We start from the raw sequence: 18,203 nt of genomic DNA on the forward strand, positions 1-18,203 counted from the left end.
GCTGGTTCCGGCACCGCTGTCAAAGCAGAACGCCAATCAGCGCCGTGGCCGCGTTTGCTGCAGGACGGGGTCTGGTTCTTACGAGGGGGAATTGGATGCCCGACAAGGATTCGAACCTTGATTGACGGAGTCAGAGTCCGCTCTCTTACCATTAGAGGATCGGGCAATCAGGGGCGTGCCTCTAGTGCCGCCGCGCCGCCCCGTCAAGCGCGCGAAGCGCCCTGCCCTTGCCCTGCTGCGCCGAGAGGTATAGCATCGCCTTCAGGTACCCGCCGCAACGGCCGGGAAAACGATAAAGAGTGCAGTGAACATGGCGGACAACCCTCCGCCGCCAGGTGGTTACGATGGGCCAGGTGCCCGCGAGGATTCCGGCAAGCCCGCAGCGGCTGACCATGCGAATCCGTGGAATGACCGCCAAGGTGGCCCCGGCCGGCCCCAATCGGGCCTGTGGCAGCAAGTGCAGCGCGCCCTTCCGTTCCATCGACAGGCCTTCGCAGCGATCGATCTTGGCACCAACAATTGCCGCTTGCTGATTGCCCGCCCCCAGGGAGAAAACTTCGTGGTGGTCGATGCCTTCAGCCGGGTCGTGCGATTGGGCGAAGGTCTGGCGCAGACCGGACGGCTGAGTGATGCCGCGATGGACCGGGCACTGGGTGCGCTCCACATCTGCGCCGACAAGCTTAAGCGCCGCAATGTCCACCTTGCCCGCTCGGTCGCGACCGAGGCCTGCCGCCGGGCCGAGAACGGAGCGGACTTCATCCAGCTGGTACGCGAGGAAACCGGCATCCTGCTCGACATAATCAGCGCAAAGGAAGAGGCCCGCCTGGCCGTGCTGGGCTGCCACCTGCTGCTCGAAGCCGGCGAAGGGCCGGCGGTGGTCTTCGATATCGGTGGCGGCTCGACCGAACTGGTTCTGGTCGAAACCCGCCCCGATGCGCCGCCACTGATCCATGACTGGCAGAGCGTGCCCTGGGGCGTCGTCTCGCTAACCGAAAGCTGCATGGCCGAACCTGCCGATGAAGCCGGCCGCGCAGCCCGCTATGCCCAGATGTGCGACCTGGTGCGCGGCAGCCTGGCCCCTTTCGCAGAGCGCGCGGCGGCCTGGCTGGCAGCGCGTGACGGCACCGATCAACCGCGCCTGCTTGGCACCAGCGGCACGGTCACGACCCTGGCCAGCCTGCATCTGGAGCTGCCGCAATACGATCGCAGCGCTGTTGACGGGTTGATCGTTCAGTCCGATTCGATGCGCGTGCTGTGCCAGTCGCTGGCCGCCATGCCGCCCGAGCAGCGCCGGGCCCAGCCCTGCATCGGCCGCGAGCGGTCCGACCTGGTGGTGGCTGGTTGCGCAATCCTTGAAGTGATACTCGACCTTTGGCCCGCCGACCGGCTCGGCGTGGCCGATCGCGGAATTCGCGAAGGAATCCTGCGCGGCCTGATGGCCTCAGGCGGGGCCGGCGACCGCGCCCGCGCGGCGATCCGCCGAATCAAGCAGGGTGCAGCATGAGCCGGTCCGGGAAAGATCCGCACGAGCGACTGCGCACCGCCAAAAAGCGCAGCACCAGCTCGGCCCGTTGGCTGACCCGTCAGCTCAACGATCCTTACGTCAAGCAGGCAAAGGCCGAAGGCTGGCGCAGCCGAGCCGCTTTCAAGCTGATCGAGCTCGACGAGAAATACAGCCTGCTCAAAGGCGCCCGCCGGGTGGTCGACCTTGGCATTGCTCCAGGCGGCTGGGCCCAGGTCGTGCGCAAGCGCAACCCCAAGGCGGCGGTGGTCGGGATCGATCTGCTCCCCACCGATCCGATCCCGGGGGTCACTATCTTCCAGATGGACTTTATGGCTGATGAGGCCCCGGCAGCACTGACCGAGGCATTGGACGGCCCGCCCGATCTGGTGATCTCCGACATGGCCGCCAACACCGTCGGCCACAAGCAGACCGACCACCTGCGGACCATGGGCCTGGTCGAGACCGCCGCCGACTTCGCGATCCAGCACCTCAGTCCTGGCGGAGCCTTCGTCGCCAAGGTCCTGGCCGGCGGGACCGACACCGAATTGCTGGCCTTGCTCAAGCAGCACTTCACCACCGTCAAACACGGCAAGCCGCCCGCGAGCCGCAAGGACTCGTCGGAATGGTACGTGATCGCGCAAGGCTTCAAGGGTTGAGCGTCTATCCGCCCAACTGAGGTGAAGTCTCCCCTCCCCGGCGGGGAGGGGTTGGGGGTGGGGGCTCCAACCTGGCCCGGCCCCCCATCCCAACCCTTCCCCCGGGGGAAGGGCTTTCTTTAGGCCCATCCCGTCAGCTTGATCCCATGGGAGCGCCCCAAACGAAGAGGGCGGAGCCTTGCGGCCCCGCCCCTTCGTGCTTCCTGGCAGGCGGCCTTACTTGACGCTCTTCAGGTAGGCGATGATATTGGCGCGTTCCTGGGCGTCGGAGAGACCCGCGAAGGACATCTTGGTGCCCGGGGCGAACTTGGCCGGATCGGTCAGCCAGGCGTCCATGGTCGCTTCATCCCACTTGCCGCCCTTGGCCTTGAGCGCATCGGAGAACGCATAGCCGCCGCGGCCCTGGGCCACGCCTTCGCCCATCACGCCAGCCAGGTTCGGGCCGATCCCGTTGGGACCACCGGGAGTGGCATTGTGGCAGGCAGCGCACTTGGCAAAGCTCTTCTGCCCCTTGGCGGCATCGCCGACGACGGCAGCAGCTTCAGGCGCGGCACCGGCAGCCGGAGCCTCAGGCACGGCCGGCAGCGGCAGATTCGAACCCTTCGAGTTGAGGTAAACAATCAGGTTCGCGCGTTCCTGCGGATCGGACAGCCCAGCGAAGCTCATCTTGGTGCCGGGCGCAAAGGCCGAGGGGCTGGTCAGCCACGCGTTCATGCTGGCCCAGTCCCACTTGCCGCCCTTGCCCTTGAGTGCTTCGGAGAAGGCAAAGCCGCCGCGGCCCTGACCCATGCCTTCACCCATCACGGCGTAGAGGTTCGGCCCGAGGCCGTTGGCTCCGCCCTGATCGATGGTGTGGCAGCTGGCGCACTTGGCAAAGGTCTTTTCGCCCTTGGCCATGTCGGCCTTGGCGAGGAAGGCCTCGAACGGGGTCGCATCGGCTCCGCCTTCGCCTTCCTGGACGACACCGGCAATCTCATAGCCCATCTTTTCGGGCCGCTGTTCCTTGCCGGCATGGAAATAGCGCGAGCTGACGGCCGAGAGGCCGAGCAGGACGATACCGGAAAACAGCGTCCACCCGGCAATGGTGTTGAAACGGTCTGACATATTGTGCCCCGTTGGGAATCCGCCTTAGGAGTTTCGCGGGCCGCTCTAGTGTCGCGTCGCGCTGTGCGCAAGGGGCATTGCAGCAAGGCAATTTGCAGCCTAGCCACTGTCCCCATGTTTTCATCGCTGCTGATCGCCAACCGGGGCGAAATCGCCTGCCGGATCATCCGTACCGCCCGCCAGATGGGGATCCGCACGGTCGCGGTCTATTCCGATGCCGATGCGCGTGCGCTTCACGTCCGCCAGGCCGATGAGGCCGTGCACATCGGCCCCAGCCCGGCGCGCGAAAGCTATCTGGTCGGCGAAAAGATCATCGCCGCCGCCAAGGCCAGCGGGGCCGAAGCGATCCATCCGGGCTATGGCTTCCTGTCAGAGAATGCCGATTTCGCCCGCGCGGTTATCGCCGCCGGGCTGATCTGGGTCGGCCCCCGGCCGGAATCGATCGAGGCGATGGGCCTGAAGGACGCCGCCAAGAAGCTGATGGCCGAGGCCGGGGTGCCGGTGACGCCCGGTTACATGGGTGAGAACCAGGACCCGGACTTCCTGGCCGGGCAGGCAGCGGCGATCGGCTATCCGGTGCTGATCAAGGCGGTGGCCGGCGGCGGCGGCAAGGGCATGCGGCGGGTCGATGCCGCCGAGGACTTCGCCGATGCACTCGCTTCATGCCAGCGCGAGGCGGCGGCAAGTTTCGGCAACGCGCATGTGCTGATCGAGAAATACATCCTCTCCCCCCGCCACATCGAGGTGCAGGTGTTCGGCGACAGCCACGGCAATGTCGTCCACCTGTTCGAACGCGATTGCAGCCTCCAGCGCCGCCACCAGAAGGTGATCGAGGAAGCCCCCGCGCCGGGGATGGACGAAGCAACTCGCACCGAACTCTGCGCCGCCGCCGTTCGCGCGGCCAAGGCAGTCGATTACGAGGGCGCCGGGACGATCGAATTCATCGCCGACGCCAGCCAGGGCCTGCGCGCCGACCGGATCTGGTTCATGGAAATGAACACCCGCCTGCAGGTGGAGCACCCGGTGACCGAGGAGATCACCGGCGTCGATCTGGTCGAATGGCAACTCCGCGTCGCCAGCGGCGAACCGCTGCCGCTGCAGCAGGACGAACTCAGCATCAACGGCTGGGCGATGGAAGCGCGGCTCTATGCGGAAGACCCGGCGAAGGGGTTTTTGCCGAGTGTGGGGCGTTTGGAGCACTTCTACCTGCACGACGAAGAACGGATTGAAACCGGTGTCGAGCCAGGAGATTTCATCTCCCCTTTCTATGATCCGATGATCGCCAAGATCGTGACACGTGGGGCCGACAGAGAAGAAGCACGCCTTGCATTGATGCGGACGATCTCGAAGTCCTTTGCCGCTCCGATCAGAACCAACAGCGGCTTCCTTTTCGCGTGTTTGGCAAGCCCGACTTTTGCAAGCGGCCAGATTACCACTGGTTTCATCGGCGAATCGCAAGATTCTCTGATGCCTCCGACCAAGCCAAGTCCAGCGGCTACGAACCAGGCCGCCGCCGCTTTGCTTGCTGCCCGCTCGGAGTTTGGAGGTATCGACTCCGAAAACGCTCCGGCTGGGCTCCAAAATTTTCGCCTGAATGCGCCATTTGACGAACAGCTGCGCATGGAAAGTCGAGGGGTAGTCGTGCTTGGAAACGCTGCTCAGTCGGCGGGCAGTTTTCCTGAGACTGGACCTTTCTACACCGCGCTAGCGGACGGAGCCGTGGTCGTTACCGAGTTTGGTGAGGCCTTTGTGTTCATTGCTCCACCCGCCATCCGCAGCACCGGCCACCACTCAGCACACGACGGCGATATCCTCTCCCCCATGCCGGGCAAGGTCATCGCGGTCGAAGTTGCCCAAGGGCAGGCCGTTACAAAAGGCCAGAAGCTGCTGACTCTGGAAGCGATGAAGATGGAACACACGCTGACCGCGCCGTTCGATGGCACGGTGGCCGAGCTGAACGCCGAGCCCGGCGCACAGGTTCAGGTCGAGGCGCTGCTGGCGCGGATCGAGGTAAGCGAATGAGCGGTACCACGCAAATCCTCCCCCTTGGGGGAGGGGGACCATCCGCAGGATGGGGGAGGGGTTCGCGCGGTGATCGCGACTTGGCCGGCAAAGCCCGGATCACCCGCCTGTACCCCTCCACCAGCTTCGCTGGTCCCCCTCCCCGTAGCGGGGAGGATGCATGACCTGGAAGCCTGAGGTCGAGGAACTGCGCCAGCGCCGCAAGCTGGCCGAGCAGATGGGCGGCTCCGAAAAGGTCGCGCGGCAGCATGGGCGCGGCAAGCTGGATGCGCGGGCGCGGATCAAGGGCCTGGTTGATCCCGGATCATTTCGCGAGATCGGCAAGATCGCCGGCAAGGGCCAATATGACGAAAACGGCGAGCTGCGCGATCTCGCCCCCAGCAACCTGATCTTCGGCCGGGCCGATATCGAAGGCCGCCCGGTGGTGGCGAGCGCCGACGATTTCACCGTGCGCGGCGGGGCCGCCGATGCGGCGATCCGGCGCAAGTTCGAACAGTGCGAGATGATGGCCCACAGCCTCAAGATTCCGCTGATCCGGATGATCGACGGCACCGGCGGGGGCGGCTCGGTCAAGACGCTGGAGATGGTCGGGGCGACATACGTCCCCGCGGTTCCCGGCTGGGGCGACGTGGTCAAGAACCTTGAGAGCGTGCCGGTCGTCGCACTGGCGCTTGGCCCCACGGCGGGGCTCGGCGCGGCGCGGGTGGTGGCGAGCCACTATTCGATCATGGTCAAGGGCCTCAGCCAGCTGTTCGCCGCCGGGCCCGCCGTGGTCGAGGCGATCGGCGAGGCGAGCGACAAGGAGAGCCTGGGCGGTTCGATCATCCACACCCGCAACGGCGTGGTCGACGAGGAAGTCGCCAGCGAGGCCGAGGCCTTTGCCCAGGCCCGGCGCTTCCTGTCCTACCTGCCCAGCGCGGTCGGCCAGCTCGCCCCGCGCACCGCGAATAGCGACCCGGTCGACCGCAAGGACCCATCGCTGATCAGCCTGGTGCCGAAAGAGGCCAAGCAGGTCTATTCGATGCGCAAGTTGCTGAACGCCGCGTTCGACAAGGGCTCGGTCTTCGAAATGGGCAAGCAATGGGGCCGCGCCGCGATCACCGCCTTCGCCCGGCTCGATGGCTGGCCGGTCGCGGTGGTGGCCAGCGACCCCAGCTTCCTCGGTGGATCGTGGGAAGCCAAGACCAGCGAGAAAGTCGAACGCTTCATCAAGCTGGCCGACCAGTTCCGCCTGCCGGTGGTCCATCTGGTCGACAACCCCGGGTTCATGATCGGGCGCGAGGCCGAGATGACCGGGACGATCCGCTATGGCGTCCAGGCGATGAACGCGATCTACAAGGCCACCGTGCCGCTGTGCTCGGTGGTGGTCCGCCGCGCCTATGGTATCGCCGGATCGGCGATGAGCAACGCCGAGACCTTTCAATACCGCTTCGCCTGGCCCAGCGGCGACTGGGGTAGCTTGCCGATCGAAGGCGGGATCGAGGTGGCCTACAAGAGCGAGATCGAGGCGGCCGAAGACCCCGTGGCGCACCTTTCCGCGATTCGCGACCGGCTCAACCGCGTACGCAGCCCGTTCCGCACCGCCGAGATGTTCGGGATCGAGGATATCATTGATCCGCGCGAGACCCGGCCCCTGCTGTGCGAGTTCGCTGATCTGGCCTGGAAAGCGCTGGGGGCGACTCCATAAGATCCTCTCCATTTTGCGCAGCCAGATGGGGAGGGCCTCAGGAGGCCAGGTACTTCTCCAGCTCCGCAGCCTGCTCCTTGCTCAGCCGCAGTCCCAGCTTGGTCCGGCGCCACAGCACGTCCTCGGCGCTGGCCGCCCATTCCTCGGCGACGAGGTAATCGACCTCGGCCTGGCGCAGCCCGCCGCCGAAATCGCGGCCTTGCGGGCGCTCCAACCAGATCCGCGCGCGGGTGCCATAGGCGCGAGCGATCCGGTCGGCGTCCTCTTCGTTAAGGAAGGCGAAGTCCCGGCGGAGGCCCGCCTTCAGCGCCTCGATCCCGTCGATCGCAAAGTCCCCGCCGGGCAGCGGCATATCGCGGGTCCAGCCCTTGCCGCTGAGCGCGGGAAGCCGCCGCGCCATCAGGTCGACCGCTTCTTCGGCAAGGTGGCGATAGGTCGTGATCTTGCCGCCATAGACCGACAGCAAGGGCGCCCCGGCTGCCGCATCGGACAGGTCGAGCCGGTAGCCGCGTGTCGCCGCCTCGGGCTTGCCGCTGTTGTCACTGACCAGCGGGCGCACCCCGGAATAGGTCCAGACCACGTCGGCCGGGGTAACGTGTTTGGAGAAGTAACGGCTGGCCCCGTCGCACAGATAGGCAATTTCCTCGGCGCTGGCCTCGACCTTGTCGAGCGAAGCATCATGATCGACATCGGTGGTGCCGATCAGGGTGAACTGCCGCTCATAGGGGATCGCGAAGAAGATCCGTCCGTCGGGCAGCTGGAAGAAATAGGAATAGTCGTGATCGAACATCTTCGGCACGACGATGTGGCTGCCGCGGACCAGCCGCATCGCATAGTCGGGCGTTTCGCCGACCAGCGTTTCCACCTCGAGAACCCTTGGCCCTGCCGCATTGACCAGCGCGCGGGCGTGGAACGTCTCGTTCCCGGCCTCGATCCGCCACAGCCCATCCTCGCGTCGTGCTCCGGTGACGCGGGTGCGGGTGCGGACCGCCGCGCCGTGTTCGACCGCGTCCCTGGCGTTCAGCACCACCAGCCGGGCATCGTCGACCCAGCCGTCGGAATATTCGAACCCGGTCGAGAACCCGCCCTTGAGCGGACCGCCCGCGGCATGGTGGCGCAGATCGACCGTGCGGGTGGCCGGAAGGCGCTTGCGCCCGCCGATGTGGTCATAGAGGAACAGCCCCAGGCGTAGCAGCCAGCGCGGGCGCAGGCCTTCGACATAGGGCAGAACGAAGCGCATCGGGTGGATGATGTGCGGCGCGATCCGCCACAGCGCCTCGCGCTCGCTGAGCGCCTCGCGGACCAGGCCGAATTCGTAATGCTCAAGATAGCGCAGTCCGCCGTGGATCAGCTTGGTCGAGGCCGAACTGGTCCCCTGGGCTAGGTCGCCGCCTTCAAGCAGCAAAACCTTCGCCCCGCGACCTGCCGCATCGCGCGCGATCCCCGCGCCGTTCACGCCGCCGCCGATCACTGCAAGGTCGTAGATCTCGCTCATGTTCGTCAATGCACTCCCGGATCAGCCACAGGCCGCGCCTGACCCGGTGGAGTCAAGCGGCGGAACAAGCGTCCATTCTCGCTGTAAAGGACCAGGACCAGCGCGAGCAAGCCGCCAGCCAGCAGCGCGGTGGCAAGCGGGCGCGCGGTGCCATCGAACGACTGGCCGATCGCCCCGCCAAGCAGCGACGACAGCACCGAACGTGTAAACATCTGCACCGAAGCGGCGGCACCGGCGATCCGTCCGAACGGCTGGAGCGAGATCGAAGTGAAATTGGCCCCCATCAAGGCACACAAACACATCTGCGCGGCCATCATCAGGGCGAATTGGCCAAGCGTTTCATCGCCGGCATAGGCGCGTGACACCTGCAATGCGGCCAGAGCGATGAAAGCCAGCAGCGCGCTGTGCGAAACCCGCCGCGCACCAAACCGTTCGACGATGCGCGAATTGACCAGGTTGGCCATCGCCATGCACCCCGCCATGCCCGCAAAATAGAGCGGAAAGGCCTGCCCAGCACCGAAATGCTCGGCAACCAACTGCTGCGAGCTGTTGAGAAAGCCGAACAACCCGGCCCAGACCAGGCCACTGGCGAGAACATAACCGATCGACGCGCGATTGCTGAGTGCCGTACCCATGTTGATTGCGATGCGCCGCGGTCGGATCTCTTGCCGGTTCGCGGGATCAAGCGTTTCGGAAAGCCGCAGCCAGACCCAGCTTGATACTGCAACCGCGAGCACCGCGGTCAGTCCGAAAATCCAGCGCCATCCGGCAAATTGCAATACGGCCTGGCCGAAACTCGGTGCCAGAACCGGCACGATCATAAACACCAAGGCTGTGGTCGACAGCATCCGCGCCATTCTGTCACCCTCGTGGCAATCGCGAACGATCGCGCTGGGCATGACGGTAAGCCCCGCGCTGCCCAAGGCCTGGATACCGCGCAGCACCAGCAATGTCGTAAAATCCTGCACAAGCGCGCAGGCAAGCGCGAGTACGGTGTAGATTGCCAGGGCTCCGAACAGCACCGGTCGCCGTCCAAAGCGGTCGGCCAGAGCGCCAGGCAGCAAGGCCCCGATCGCCGATCCGAACAGGTAGACACCGATCACCAGTTGCCGGTGGTTGGGATCGGTTGAGCCTAGTTCCGCAGCTATGGTTCCCAGCGCCGGCAGCATCGAATCGATGCTGAGGGCCTGCAGCGCCATCAGCGAGGCCATCATCACGATGAACTCACGCTCGCCCAGTGGCGGACGGGAAGGAGTGGAGCCGGGGCTGGACATGGCAGCGCCATGGCCGCAACCAGCCCCGCTGGCCAGTGCATTTTCGTCACAGTCCTATTCGCGCTATCGTCAGGTCATGGCACAGGACGACGCAGATTCGGACGATCAGACTTCCGAGGCAAATGGCCTGCGCAAGATCATCCACGTCGATATGGACGCCTTCTACGCCAGCGTCGAACAGCGCGATGAGCCCGAACTGCGCGGCAAACCGGTCGCGGTTGGCGGCGATGGACCGCGCGGGGTGCTCACCACCTGCTCCTATGAGGCGCGCAAATTCGGCTGCCGATCCGCCATGCCCTCGGTCACCGCCAAGCGGCTTTGCCCGCAGCTGATCTTCCGCCGCCCGCGCTTCGCGGTCTACACCGCAATCTCCCGCCAGATCCGCGAGATATTCCTGGATTACACGCCCCTGGTGGAGCCGCTCAGCCTGGACGAGGCCTTCCTCGACGTTACCGACGACCTCAAGGGGATCGGCTCCGCGACCCGCATCGCCGAACTGATCCGCGCCCGGATCAAGGCCGAAACCGGGCTGACCGCCAGCGCCGGGGTTTCCTACAACAAGTCCCTCGCCAAGCTGGCGAGCGACCGGAACAAGCCCGACGGGCTCTGCGTGATCCGCCCCGGCGAAGGCGCGCAGTTCGTCGCCGGCCTTCCGGTCCGGCGGTTCTTCGGGATCGGCCCGCGCGGCGCGGAAAAGATGGCTGCACTGGGGATCGAGAGCGGCGCCGACCTGCGCGACAAGGATATTCATTTCCTGCGCCAGCACTTCGGCAGCCAGGCCGACTACCTCTACCGCGCGGCGCGGGGGATCGACCTGCGCCGGGTCAAGGCCAACCGCGCACGCAAGTCGCTGGGGGCAGAGCGCACGCTCGACAAGGACATCTCATCGGGCTCGGCGCTGCGCGAGGTACTCGAACGGATCATCGCGATCACCTGGGAGCGGATCGAGAAGGCCGAGGCCAAGGGCCGGACCGTGACGCTGAAGCTGAAGCACAAGGATTTCACCGGCCTGACCCGCGCCCGCAGCCTGGCCCGGCCGGTCGCGAGCCTGGCCGAGTTCTCGAAAATCGGGCACGATCTGCTCGACGAAGTGCTGCCGCTGGCCCAGCCGGTACGGCTGGTCGGGCTGACGCTGTCGGCGCTGGAAGAGGACGAGCCCGAGGCTCCGGCTCTGGTCGGCGGCGCGGCGCAGGGCTCCTTGCCGTTCTAGGCTTACTCCGCCCGGGCCGCCGCCAGCCACTCCTTCATTCGTGCCGCGAGCATCGGCGATAACCGCTCGGGCAAGGCATCTGGCGCGAAGAAGGCCAGTTCGATCACCTCGCGTCCGTCGCCCTTGGGGGTCCCGGTGGCCAGTCCGGTGACGAGGTGGACGCGGTTGACCGTGCCGTAGAGCGGTTCCTCGACGACGGTGAATAGCCGCGCCTGATCGAGATTACAGGAACACTCCTCCTGCAATTCGCGCAAGGCGGCCTCCAAGGGATCCTCGCCGCGCCCGATTCCGCCGCCCGGCAGCATCCAGTTGCCGCTGCCATAGGAATGGCGGATCAGCAGGATCCGGCCAGCCTCGTCAAAAGCGAAAATCCTGCAGCCGTTGAGCCGGGTTCCGGCGAGCCGCCACCAGCGCCGCCGCACGGCATGGGCCAGACGCAGCGCCGTGCGGTGCAGCGGAGCGGGGATCAGGTGAAGCATGTCACCGGTTGATGCGCCGCCGCCAGCAGCCGCGCAACCGGCAAGTCGTGCGCGCCCGCCAGCGCCGCCTCGAACAGCGCCTGCTTTTCGTCCCCGCGAATAACGAACACCAGTTGGTCACTGTTCAGCAGCGCCGGGATCGTCAGGCTGAGCCGCGCGAAGGGTGCCTCGGGCGGTAGCGGATCGGGCACCAGACGGATCAGCCGTTCGGCCGTATCGGGCTGCGGATCGGTGTTGGGGAACAGCGAGGCTATGTGGCCGTCGGTCCCCATGCCCAGCCATGCCAGCCCGAAGCGGGGCGGCTCGAGACCTTCCTCCAGCGCGACCACTGTTGCACCCAGCGGCTCGAGGGTGCGGCGGATCCGGCCAACATTGCTGGCAGGATGATCTTCAGCGACGATCCGGTCATCCCCCGGCCAGACCGAGATCCTGCTCCAGTCGAGCCCGAGCGCCGCCAGTTCGGCAAGGATCGGGAACGGAGTCGAGCCGCCCGGAATCGTGATCGCAATTCTGCCCGGCGCGGCCTTTAGCGCAGCGCCAAGGGTGCGGTGCAGCCAGTCGGCGATTTCGGCGTCGCTGGCGCCGGGGATGATCCGGGTGGTGTCCATGCCCCGCGATAGCACGGCGCCGGCGCGGCCGGAACGCCGCTGCAATGCTATGCAAGCGGCGCTCAGCGATAGAATAGCAGCAAGCCGCCCACGACCAGCAGCAGCACAGCCCCCAGCCAGCGCCGCAGCCGCTGCAGCGGCAGGTCGAGCAGGGACTGCCCCGCTGCCCAGCCGACCGCCACTACCGCCATCCCGCCCAGCGCCCCGCCCAGTCCGGCCGCGCCCGGCAACATGCTGGCGACGACGATGCCGAACAGCAGAAACCGCGCGGCATCGAAGATCTGCAAGGCCAGCAGGACTATGCCGAAAGCACCGAGCGAATTGGTCGGCTCGTTTGGCGTCGCCCCGGGGCGCAGTACGATCATCTCCAGCGCGGCAAAGGCCAGCGCCAGGATCGCCAGCATCCGCCGGACTGGGGCCTCAAGCTGCGGCGCGAATGACGCAGCGATCCAGAACGCAGCCAGCGCGGCCAGCGCGGCGCTGACCACAGCGATCGCCAGAACAGCGGGCCGCTGGCCCTGACGTGCCGAAAGCCCGGCGATCAGCAATTGATCGCGCGCGCCCGCTCCCAGCAGCAGAGTAGCAATGAATGCGACAAGAAATCCGGTCATCCCTGCCCTGCTGACTGCAAAAGCTGTTGCAGGTCAAGCAGCTGGATCAGGCCGCGCCATCCATCGAATAGCCGGCCGAACGGATCGTGCGGATCAGTTCGGGGCTGCCGGGGCGTTCGATCGCCTGGCGCAGGCGGCGGATGTGAACGTCGACCGTGCGCTCGTCGATCTCCTTGTCCATCCCCCAGACCGCATCGATCAATTGCGCGCGGCTGTGGACCCGGCGCGGCTTTTCCATGAAATGGCGCAGCAGGCGGAACTCGGTCGGACCAAGGTGCAGCACATCGCCGCCGCGCTTGACCCGGTGAGCCGAAGGATCGAGCTCCAGATCGTCGAAGACCAGCACTTCGCCGGCCAGCGCCGGACGGCTGCGGCGCAGCAGCGCCTCGGCCCGGGCCAGCAGCTCGCGCGGCGAGAACGGCTTGGTGACATAGTCATCGGCCCCGGTCTTGAGCCCGCGGATCTTGTCTTCTTCCTCGCCCCGCGCGGTCAGCATCATGATCGGGACCTTGGCGCTGTCCTTTGCCTTGCGCAGCTGGCGGCAAACCTCGACGCCCGAAAGCGATTCGATCATCCAGTCGAGAACGACCAGATCGGGCAGCTGCTCGCGCACCAGCATCAGCGCATCCTCGCCATCGGCGGTAGCGCGCACGTCATAGCCTTCGGAGTTGAAATGCCATTGCAGCAGTTCGGACAGCGCCGTGTCGTCTTCAACGATCAGCACCGAGGGCTGCATCAGATCACCTTTTCCATGCCGCCGGGCATATCGCGTTCGGAATAATAGAGCCCGGTCGCAGCGAAATAGACCATTTCCGCGACGTTGGTGGCGTGATCGCCGATCCGTTCAAGATTGCGTGCAACGAACAGCAGCTGCGCCGCCGAACTGATCGTCGCCGGGTTTTCCATCATGTGCGAAACGAGGTTGCGGAACAGGCTCTCGTAGAAATTGTCGAGCTTTTCGTCGCGCAGGATTACTTCGACCGCCAGTTCGGCATCGCGGGCGCCATAGGCGTTGAGCACGTCGCGAACCATGCCCTGGGCAATCTCGCCCATCGCCGGAACCAGGGTGAGCGGGCCTAGCTTGGCTCGGCCTTCGATATGGCCGACGCGCTTGGCGATGTTCTTGGCATAGTCGCCGATCCGCTCGACCACGCCCGAGATCTTAAGCGCGGCGATCACGTCGCGCAGGTCGTCGGCCATCGGCGCACGCAGTGCGATCACCCGCACCGCCAGCCGGTCAACCTCGGCCTCCAGCGCGTCGAGCTTCTTGTCTGTATCGACCACGATCTGCGCCGCCGCTTCGTCCGAACGGGCGAGTGCGTCGATCGCGTCGCGGATCATCGTTTCGGCAAGTCCGCCCATCTCCGCGATCAAACCGCGCAGCTGTCCGATCTCGTTGTCGAATGCCTTGACTGTATGTTCGGCCATGCCGCTTGTCCTTACCCGTACCGTCCGGTGATGTAATCCTTGGTGCGCTCTTCGCGCGGATTGGTGAAGATCTGGTCGGTCGCCCCGTATTCGACCACCTTGCCGAGGTGGAAGAAAGCAGTGCGCTGCGAAACGCGCGCGGCCTGCTGCATCGAGTGCGTAACGATGACGATCGCGTAGCGGCCCTTGAGCTCGTCGATCAGCTCTTCGATCCGCGCCGTGGCAATCGGATCGAGCGCCGAGCACGGCTCGTCCATCAGGATCACTTCGGGGCTGACCGCGATCGCCCGGGCGATGCACAGCCGCTGTTGCTGCCCGCCCGAGAGCGCGGTGCCGGCATCCTGCAGCCGGTCTTTGACTTCGTCCCACAGCCCGGCACGGCGCAGCGACTTTTCAACGATCGCATCCATCTCGGTCTTGCCGTTGGCGAGGCCGTGAATGCGCGGGCCATAGGCGACGTTTTCATAGATCGACTTGGGGAACGGGTTCGGCTTCTGGAACACCATGCCGACCCGCGCACGGAGCTGGACCACGTCCATCGCCGGACCATAGATGTCTTCGCCGTCGAGCTCGATCTGACCAGTCACCTTGCAGCCGGGGATGGTGTCGTTCATCCGGTTGAGCGCGCGCAGGAAGGTGCTCTTGCCGCAGCCCGAGGGGCCGATGAAGGCAGTGACATATTCGGACGGGATGTCGATCGAGACATCGTCGATCGCCTGCTTGGCGCCGTAGAACACGTTGACGTTCTGGGCAGAGATTCGGAGCGTTTCGGTCATGGGTTTACCAGCGGGTCTCGAACTTGGCCCGCAGATAGATCGCGAGGCCGTTCATGGCGAGGAGGAAGAACAGCAGCGCGATAATCGCCGCCGAAGTGTTCTGGACAAAGGCGCGGTCGATTTCGCCCGACCACAGGAATACCTGCATCGGCAGGACGGTCGAACTGTCGGTGATGCCCTGGGGCGGTGTGGCCGCGAACATCCGCATGCCGATGATCAGCAGCGGGGCGGTTTCGCCCAGCGCGCGGGCCATGCCGATGATCGTGCCGGTCAGGATGCCGGGCAGCGCGAGCGGCAGCACATGGTGGAAAGTCGCCTGGACCGGGCTCGCGCCGACCGCCAGGGCCGCATCGCGGATCGAGGGCGGGACGGCCTGGACCGCGTTGCGCGCGGCGATCACGATAACCGGCATGGTCATCAGCGCCAGCGTCATGCCGCCGACCAGCGGCGAGGAGCGCGGCATGCCGAACAGCTGGATGAAGATTGCCAGGCCGAGCAGCCCGAAGATGATCGAGGGAACCGCCGCCAGATTGTTGATCGAAACCTCGATCCATTCGACCCATCTGGCGCGCGGAGCGAATTCCTCAAGCCAGATCGCGGAGAGTACGCCCAGCGGGAACGACAGCACCAGCGTTACCGCCATGGTCAGCAGCGAACCCTTGAAGGCGCCCCAGATCCCGGCATTACCCGCATCGGTCGAATCCGAGCCGGTCAGGAAGGCCCAGTCGATCCCGCCCAGCCCGTTCTTCAGCATGGTGAACAGCAGGAAGGCGAGAAACGACAGCGAGATTGCGATCGCCGCGACGCCCAGCAGCCGAAACCGCCGCTCAGCCGCATAGCGCCGGGCGAGCCGCTTGGTCATGTCGGGCGACTGCCACTGTGATGCGTACTTATTCATAAGCTTCCCGGAAGCGTTTGACCACGCGCAGCGCGACGATGTTGAGCACCAGGGTGACCCCGAACAGCACCAGCCCCAGGGCAAAGGCCGAAAGGGTGGAGGGATGGGCAAAATCGCCGTCGCCGGTCAGCAGGCGGGCGATCTGGTAAGTCACCGTAGTCATCGAATCGAATGGATTGGCCGACAGCCGCGCCGCAGCGCCGGCCGCCATGTAAACGATCATGGTTTCGCCGATCGCGCGGCTTATCGCCAGCATCACCCCGGCGACGATCCCGGGTAGCGCGGCGGGGATCAGCACCTTGCGGATCGTCTCGCTCTTGGTCGCGCCCATCGCAAGACTGCCGTCGCGCATCGCCTGCGGCACTGCGGCAATGCTGTCATCGGCCATCGAGGATACGAACGGAATGATCATCACCCCCATCACCAGCCCGGCGGCCAGCGCGCTTTCGGTGGTGGGATTGGCCACCCCGATCCCGGCGGCGAAATCGCGGACCAGCGGGGCCACGGTCAAGGCAGCGAAATAGCCATAGACCACGGTCGGCACCCCGGCGAGAATCTCCAGCATCGGTTTGACCCATTTGCGGAACCTGGCCGAGGCATATTGCGTCAGGTAGATCGCGCTCATGAGGCCCAGCGGCACGGCCACGATCATCGCGATGATCGCACCGATGAACAGCGTCCCCCAGAACAGCGGCACCGCGCCCAGCTTCTTGCCGATTTCGGGATTGATCGGAGCGAAGGGATCGGGGTTCCAGTTGGTCCCGAACAGGAAATCAAACGGGCTGACGAAGGTAAAAAAGCGGAACGCCTCGAACACCAGCGAGCCAATGATGCCCAGCGTGGTGATGATGGCAACGCTTGATGCGGCCAGCAACAGCCCCAGCACCGCGCGCTCGACCCGGGTGCGGGCCGGAAAATCGCGGGTCACGCGGGTATAGCCGAATGCTCCGCCGGCCAGCGCCAGAACCAGGCTCAGCCCGGCACCGATCCAGTCGAACCGGGCGAGGATTTCCTTGACCGGACCGGTCAGCGCCGCGGATTCAGGCCGGAATGCGCCGAAACCGCCGCTCTTGGCCGCCGCGATCGCCTCGTTGACGATCGCGTCGCGCTCCATGTCCATCGCCGGCAGGCCCTGGGCCGCGGGATGAGCCATGATCGCGCCATGGATCAGCCCGGGGGCGATCGCATTCCACACCCCCCAGCCGAGCAGGGCCGGCACCAGCACCCACAGCGCCATGTGCCAGCCATGATAGTTCGGCATCGCCCGCAGCGAGCCGCGACCGGTATACATCGCTTGCGCCCGGCCGCGGGCGGCGAACCACGCCGCGCCGCCGAGCGCCAGCAGCAATGCCAGGACGATTGCCGGGGACATTACTTGAGGGTCGAAGCGTCCATCGCCACCGGATTGGCGGCAATCACGGCGTTCTTGGCCCGCACATCATCCGGCGCAATGACCATGCCCTTCTGCTTGAGCAGCTGGTCCGGACCCCAGACCTTGGACCAGGCGGCGACGAAATCCTTCAGCCCGGGAACCGCGCCGAGATGTGCCATCTTGACGTAGATGTAGAGCGGGCGGGCGCCGGGATAGCTGAAGTCCGAGATCGAGGCATAGGTCGGCTCGATGCCGTCGATGGTGATGCCCTTCAGCTTGTCCATGTTCTCTTCAAGGAAGGAAAAGCCGAATACGCCGATCGCGTTGGGATTTTCGGCCAGCTTCTGGACGATCAGGTTGTCTTCCTCACCCGAATCGACATAGGCGCCGTCTTCGCGCACTTCGGTGCAGACCTTCTTGTGGGCGTCCTTGTCCTTTTCCTTGAGCGCCTTCATCGCCGGGTCGCTGTCGCAGCCCTTGGTCAGGATCAGTTCGGCCAGCGCGTCGCGGGTGCCGCTGGTGGTCGGCGGACCATAGACCAGGATCGGCAGCGCCGGGAGCGCCGGGTTGACGTCCTTCCAGGTCTTGGCGGTATTGGGCTTGCCGAACGGATTGGCGGCCAGCGCCTTGTAGACGTCGGTCGGGGTCAGCGCGATGCCGGGGCCGGTCTTGCCTTCGGCAAAGGCGATCCCGTCAAGCCCGACCTGGATTTCGGCGATATCCTTGACGCCGTTCTTCTGGCAATCTTCGAATTCCGACTTCTTGATCCGGCGCGAGGCATCGGCGATGTCGGGATGGGCCGCGCCGACGCCGGCGCAGAACAGCTTGATCCCGGCGCCCGTGCCGTTCTGTTCAACCTTGGGGGCCTTGATCCCGCCCTTGGCCACTTCTTCGGCCACGGCCGAGGCGAAAGGATAAAGTGTCGAGGAACCGACCGCCCAGGCCGCATCACGGCTGGCGTTCGAACCCCCGCCGCAAGCGGCCAGAGCGACGGTGGAAATGGCAGCAAATGCGATGGTCTTGAAACGGTTCATGGCAACCTCTGATCGATGAGTCGTTCTGCCAGTTAGGACTGCTCC

General features: G+C 65.6%; 17 protein-coding genes and 1 tRNA gene. 5 read left to right on the forward strand and 13 right to left on the reverse strand.

The annotated features are described in order from the left end of the window. Positions 1-92: 92 nt before the first annotated feature. A tRNA-Gln gene (locus B2V17_RS13850) sits at positions 93-166 on the reverse strand. Positions 167-310: 144 nt separating this feature from the next. Here B2V17_RS13850 and B2V17_RS13855 point away from each other — a divergent pair. Both B2V17_RS13855 and B2V17_RS13860 read left to right on the forward strand, forming a co-directional pair. Further along, on the forward strand, positions 311-1,504 hold the full coding sequence (locus B2V17_RS13855; RefSeq protein ID WP_292998668.1) for a Ppx/GppA phosphatase family protein: 1,194 nt from the start codon (positions 311-313) through the stop codon (positions 1,502-1,504). Beyond that, complete coding sequence (locus B2V17_RS13860; protein ID WP_292998670.1) at positions 1,501-2,160, forward strand: RlmE family RNA methyltransferase; 660 nt, start codon at positions 1,501-1,503, stop codon at positions 2,158-2,160. The genes B2V17_RS13855 and B2V17_RS13860 overlap by 4 nt, the downstream gene beginning before the upstream one ends. Before the next feature lie 216 nt (positions 2,161-2,376). Here B2V17_RS13860 and B2V17_RS13865 read toward each other — a convergent pair whose 3' ends face one another. Continuing rightward, positions 2,377-3,264 carry a c-type cytochrome gene (locus B2V17_RS13865; RefSeq protein WP_292998672.1) on the reverse strand — a complete coding sequence of 296 codons (888 nt, stop codon included), beginning with the start codon at positions 3,262-3,264 and terminating at the stop codon, positions 2,377-2,379. A gap of 114 nt (positions 3,265-3,378) precedes the next feature. On the opposite strand from B2V17_RS13865, the gene B2V17_RS13870 reads away from it, so the two are divergent. Next, positions 3,379-5,286: an acetyl/propionyl/methylcrotonyl-CoA carboxylase subunit alpha gene (locus B2V17_RS13870; RefSeq protein WP_292998674.1), complete on the forward strand. Its 1,908-nt coding sequence runs from the start codon at positions 3,379-3,381 to the stop codon at positions 5,284-5,286. A gap of 160 nt (positions 5,287-5,446) precedes the next feature. After that, positions 5,447-6,973: an acyl-CoA carboxylase subunit beta gene (locus B2V17_RS13875; RefSeq protein WP_292998675.1), complete on the forward strand. Its 1,527-nt coding sequence runs from the start codon at positions 5,447-5,449 to the stop codon at positions 6,971-6,973. A 37-nt stretch (positions 6,974-7,010) separates the two neighbouring features. Here the strand turns inward: B2V17_RS13875 and B2V17_RS13880 are convergent, their stop codons facing one another. Together B2V17_RS13880 and B2V17_RS13885 are read right to left on the reverse strand one after the other, a co-directional pair. Beyond that, a complete protein-coding gene (locus tag B2V17_RS13880) occupies positions 7,011-8,468 on the reverse strand; it encodes a glycerol-3-phosphate dehydrogenase (RefSeq protein ID WP_292998677.1) in 1,458 nt (485 codons plus the stop codon). Between the two features lie 5 nt (positions 8,469-8,473). Beyond that, entirely contained in the window at positions 8,474-9,742 is a 1,269-nt protein-coding gene (locus tag B2V17_RS13885; RefSeq protein ID WP_292998679.1) for a multidrug effflux MFS transporter, read from the reverse strand. Between the two features lie 76 nt (positions 9,743-9,818). On the opposite strand from B2V17_RS13885, the gene dinB reads away from it, so the two are divergent. Continuing rightward, positions 9,819-10,952 carry a DNA polymerase IV gene (dinB, locus tag B2V17_RS13890; protein WP_292998763.1) on the forward strand — a complete coding sequence of 378 codons (1,134 nt, stop codon included), beginning with the start codon at positions 9,819-9,821 and terminating at the stop codon, positions 10,950-10,952. A 2-nt stretch (positions 10,953-10,954) separates the two neighbouring features. Here the strand turns inward: dinB and B2V17_RS13895 are convergent, their stop codons facing one another. From B2V17_RS13895 to B2V17_RS13935, 9 genes are all read right to left on the reverse strand, one after another. After that, a complete protein-coding gene (locus B2V17_RS13895) occupies positions 10,955-11,431 on the reverse strand; it encodes an NUDIX domain-containing protein (RefSeq protein WP_292998681.1) in 477 nt (158 codons plus the stop codon). Then, positions 11,419-12,039, reverse strand: a complete 621-nt coding sequence (locus B2V17_RS13900; protein ID WP_292998765.1) for a 6-phosphogluconolactonase — start codon at positions 12,037-12,039, stop codon at positions 11,419-11,421. The genes B2V17_RS13895 and B2V17_RS13900 overlap by 13 nt, the downstream gene beginning before the upstream one ends. Positions 12,040-12,101: 62 nt before the next feature. Further along, positions 12,102-12,650: a hypothetical protein gene (locus B2V17_RS13905; RefSeq protein ID WP_292998683.1), complete on the reverse strand. Its 549-nt coding sequence runs from the start codon at positions 12,648-12,650 to the stop codon at positions 12,102-12,104. A gap of 46 nt (positions 12,651-12,696) precedes the next feature. Next, complete coding sequence (gene phoB, locus B2V17_RS13910) at positions 12,697-13,386, reverse strand: phosphate regulon transcriptional regulator PhoB (protein ID WP_414690815.1); 690 nt, start codon at positions 13,384-13,386, stop codon at positions 12,697-12,699. Next, the gene (gene phoU / locus B2V17_RS13915; protein WP_292998685.1) at positions 13,386-14,078 is read right to left on the reverse strand and encodes a phosphate signaling complex protein PhoU; all 693 of its coding nucleotides are present in this window, start codon (positions 14,076-14,078) and stop codon (positions 13,386-13,388) included. Before phoU ends, phoB begins: the two co-directional genes overlap by 1 nt. Positions 14,079-14,089: 11 nt before the next feature. After that, positions 14,090-14,854, reverse strand: coding sequence for a phosphate ABC transporter ATP-binding protein PstB (gene pstB / locus B2V17_RS13920; protein WP_292998687.1), 765 nt, complete (start codon positions 14,852-14,854; stop codon positions 14,090-14,092). Positions 14,855-14,858: 4 nt separating this feature from the next. Further along, positions 14,859-15,752, reverse strand: a complete 894-nt coding sequence (gene pstA, locus B2V17_RS13925; protein WP_292998689.1) for a phosphate ABC transporter permease PstA — start codon at positions 15,750-15,752, stop codon at positions 14,859-14,861. Next, the gene (pstC, locus tag B2V17_RS13930; RefSeq protein ID WP_292998691.1) at positions 15,745-17,124 is read right to left on the reverse strand and encodes a phosphate ABC transporter permease subunit PstC; all 1,380 of its coding nucleotides are present in this window, start codon (positions 17,122-17,124) and stop codon (positions 15,745-15,747) included. Before pstC ends, pstA begins: the two co-directional genes overlap by 8 nt. Then, a complete protein-coding gene (locus B2V17_RS13935; RefSeq protein ID WP_292998693.1) occupies positions 17,124-18,158 on the reverse strand; it encodes a substrate-binding domain-containing protein in 1,035 nt (344 codons plus the stop codon). The genes pstC and B2V17_RS13935 overlap by 1 nt, the downstream gene beginning before the upstream one ends. Between the last annotated feature and the right edge of the window lie 45 nt (positions 18,159-18,203).

This window comes from Novosphingobium sp. UBA6272 (assembly GCF_002440635.1).
Taxonomy (GTDB): domain Bacteria; phylum Pseudomonadota; class Alphaproteobacteria; order Sphingomonadales; family Sphingomonadaceae; genus Novosphingobium.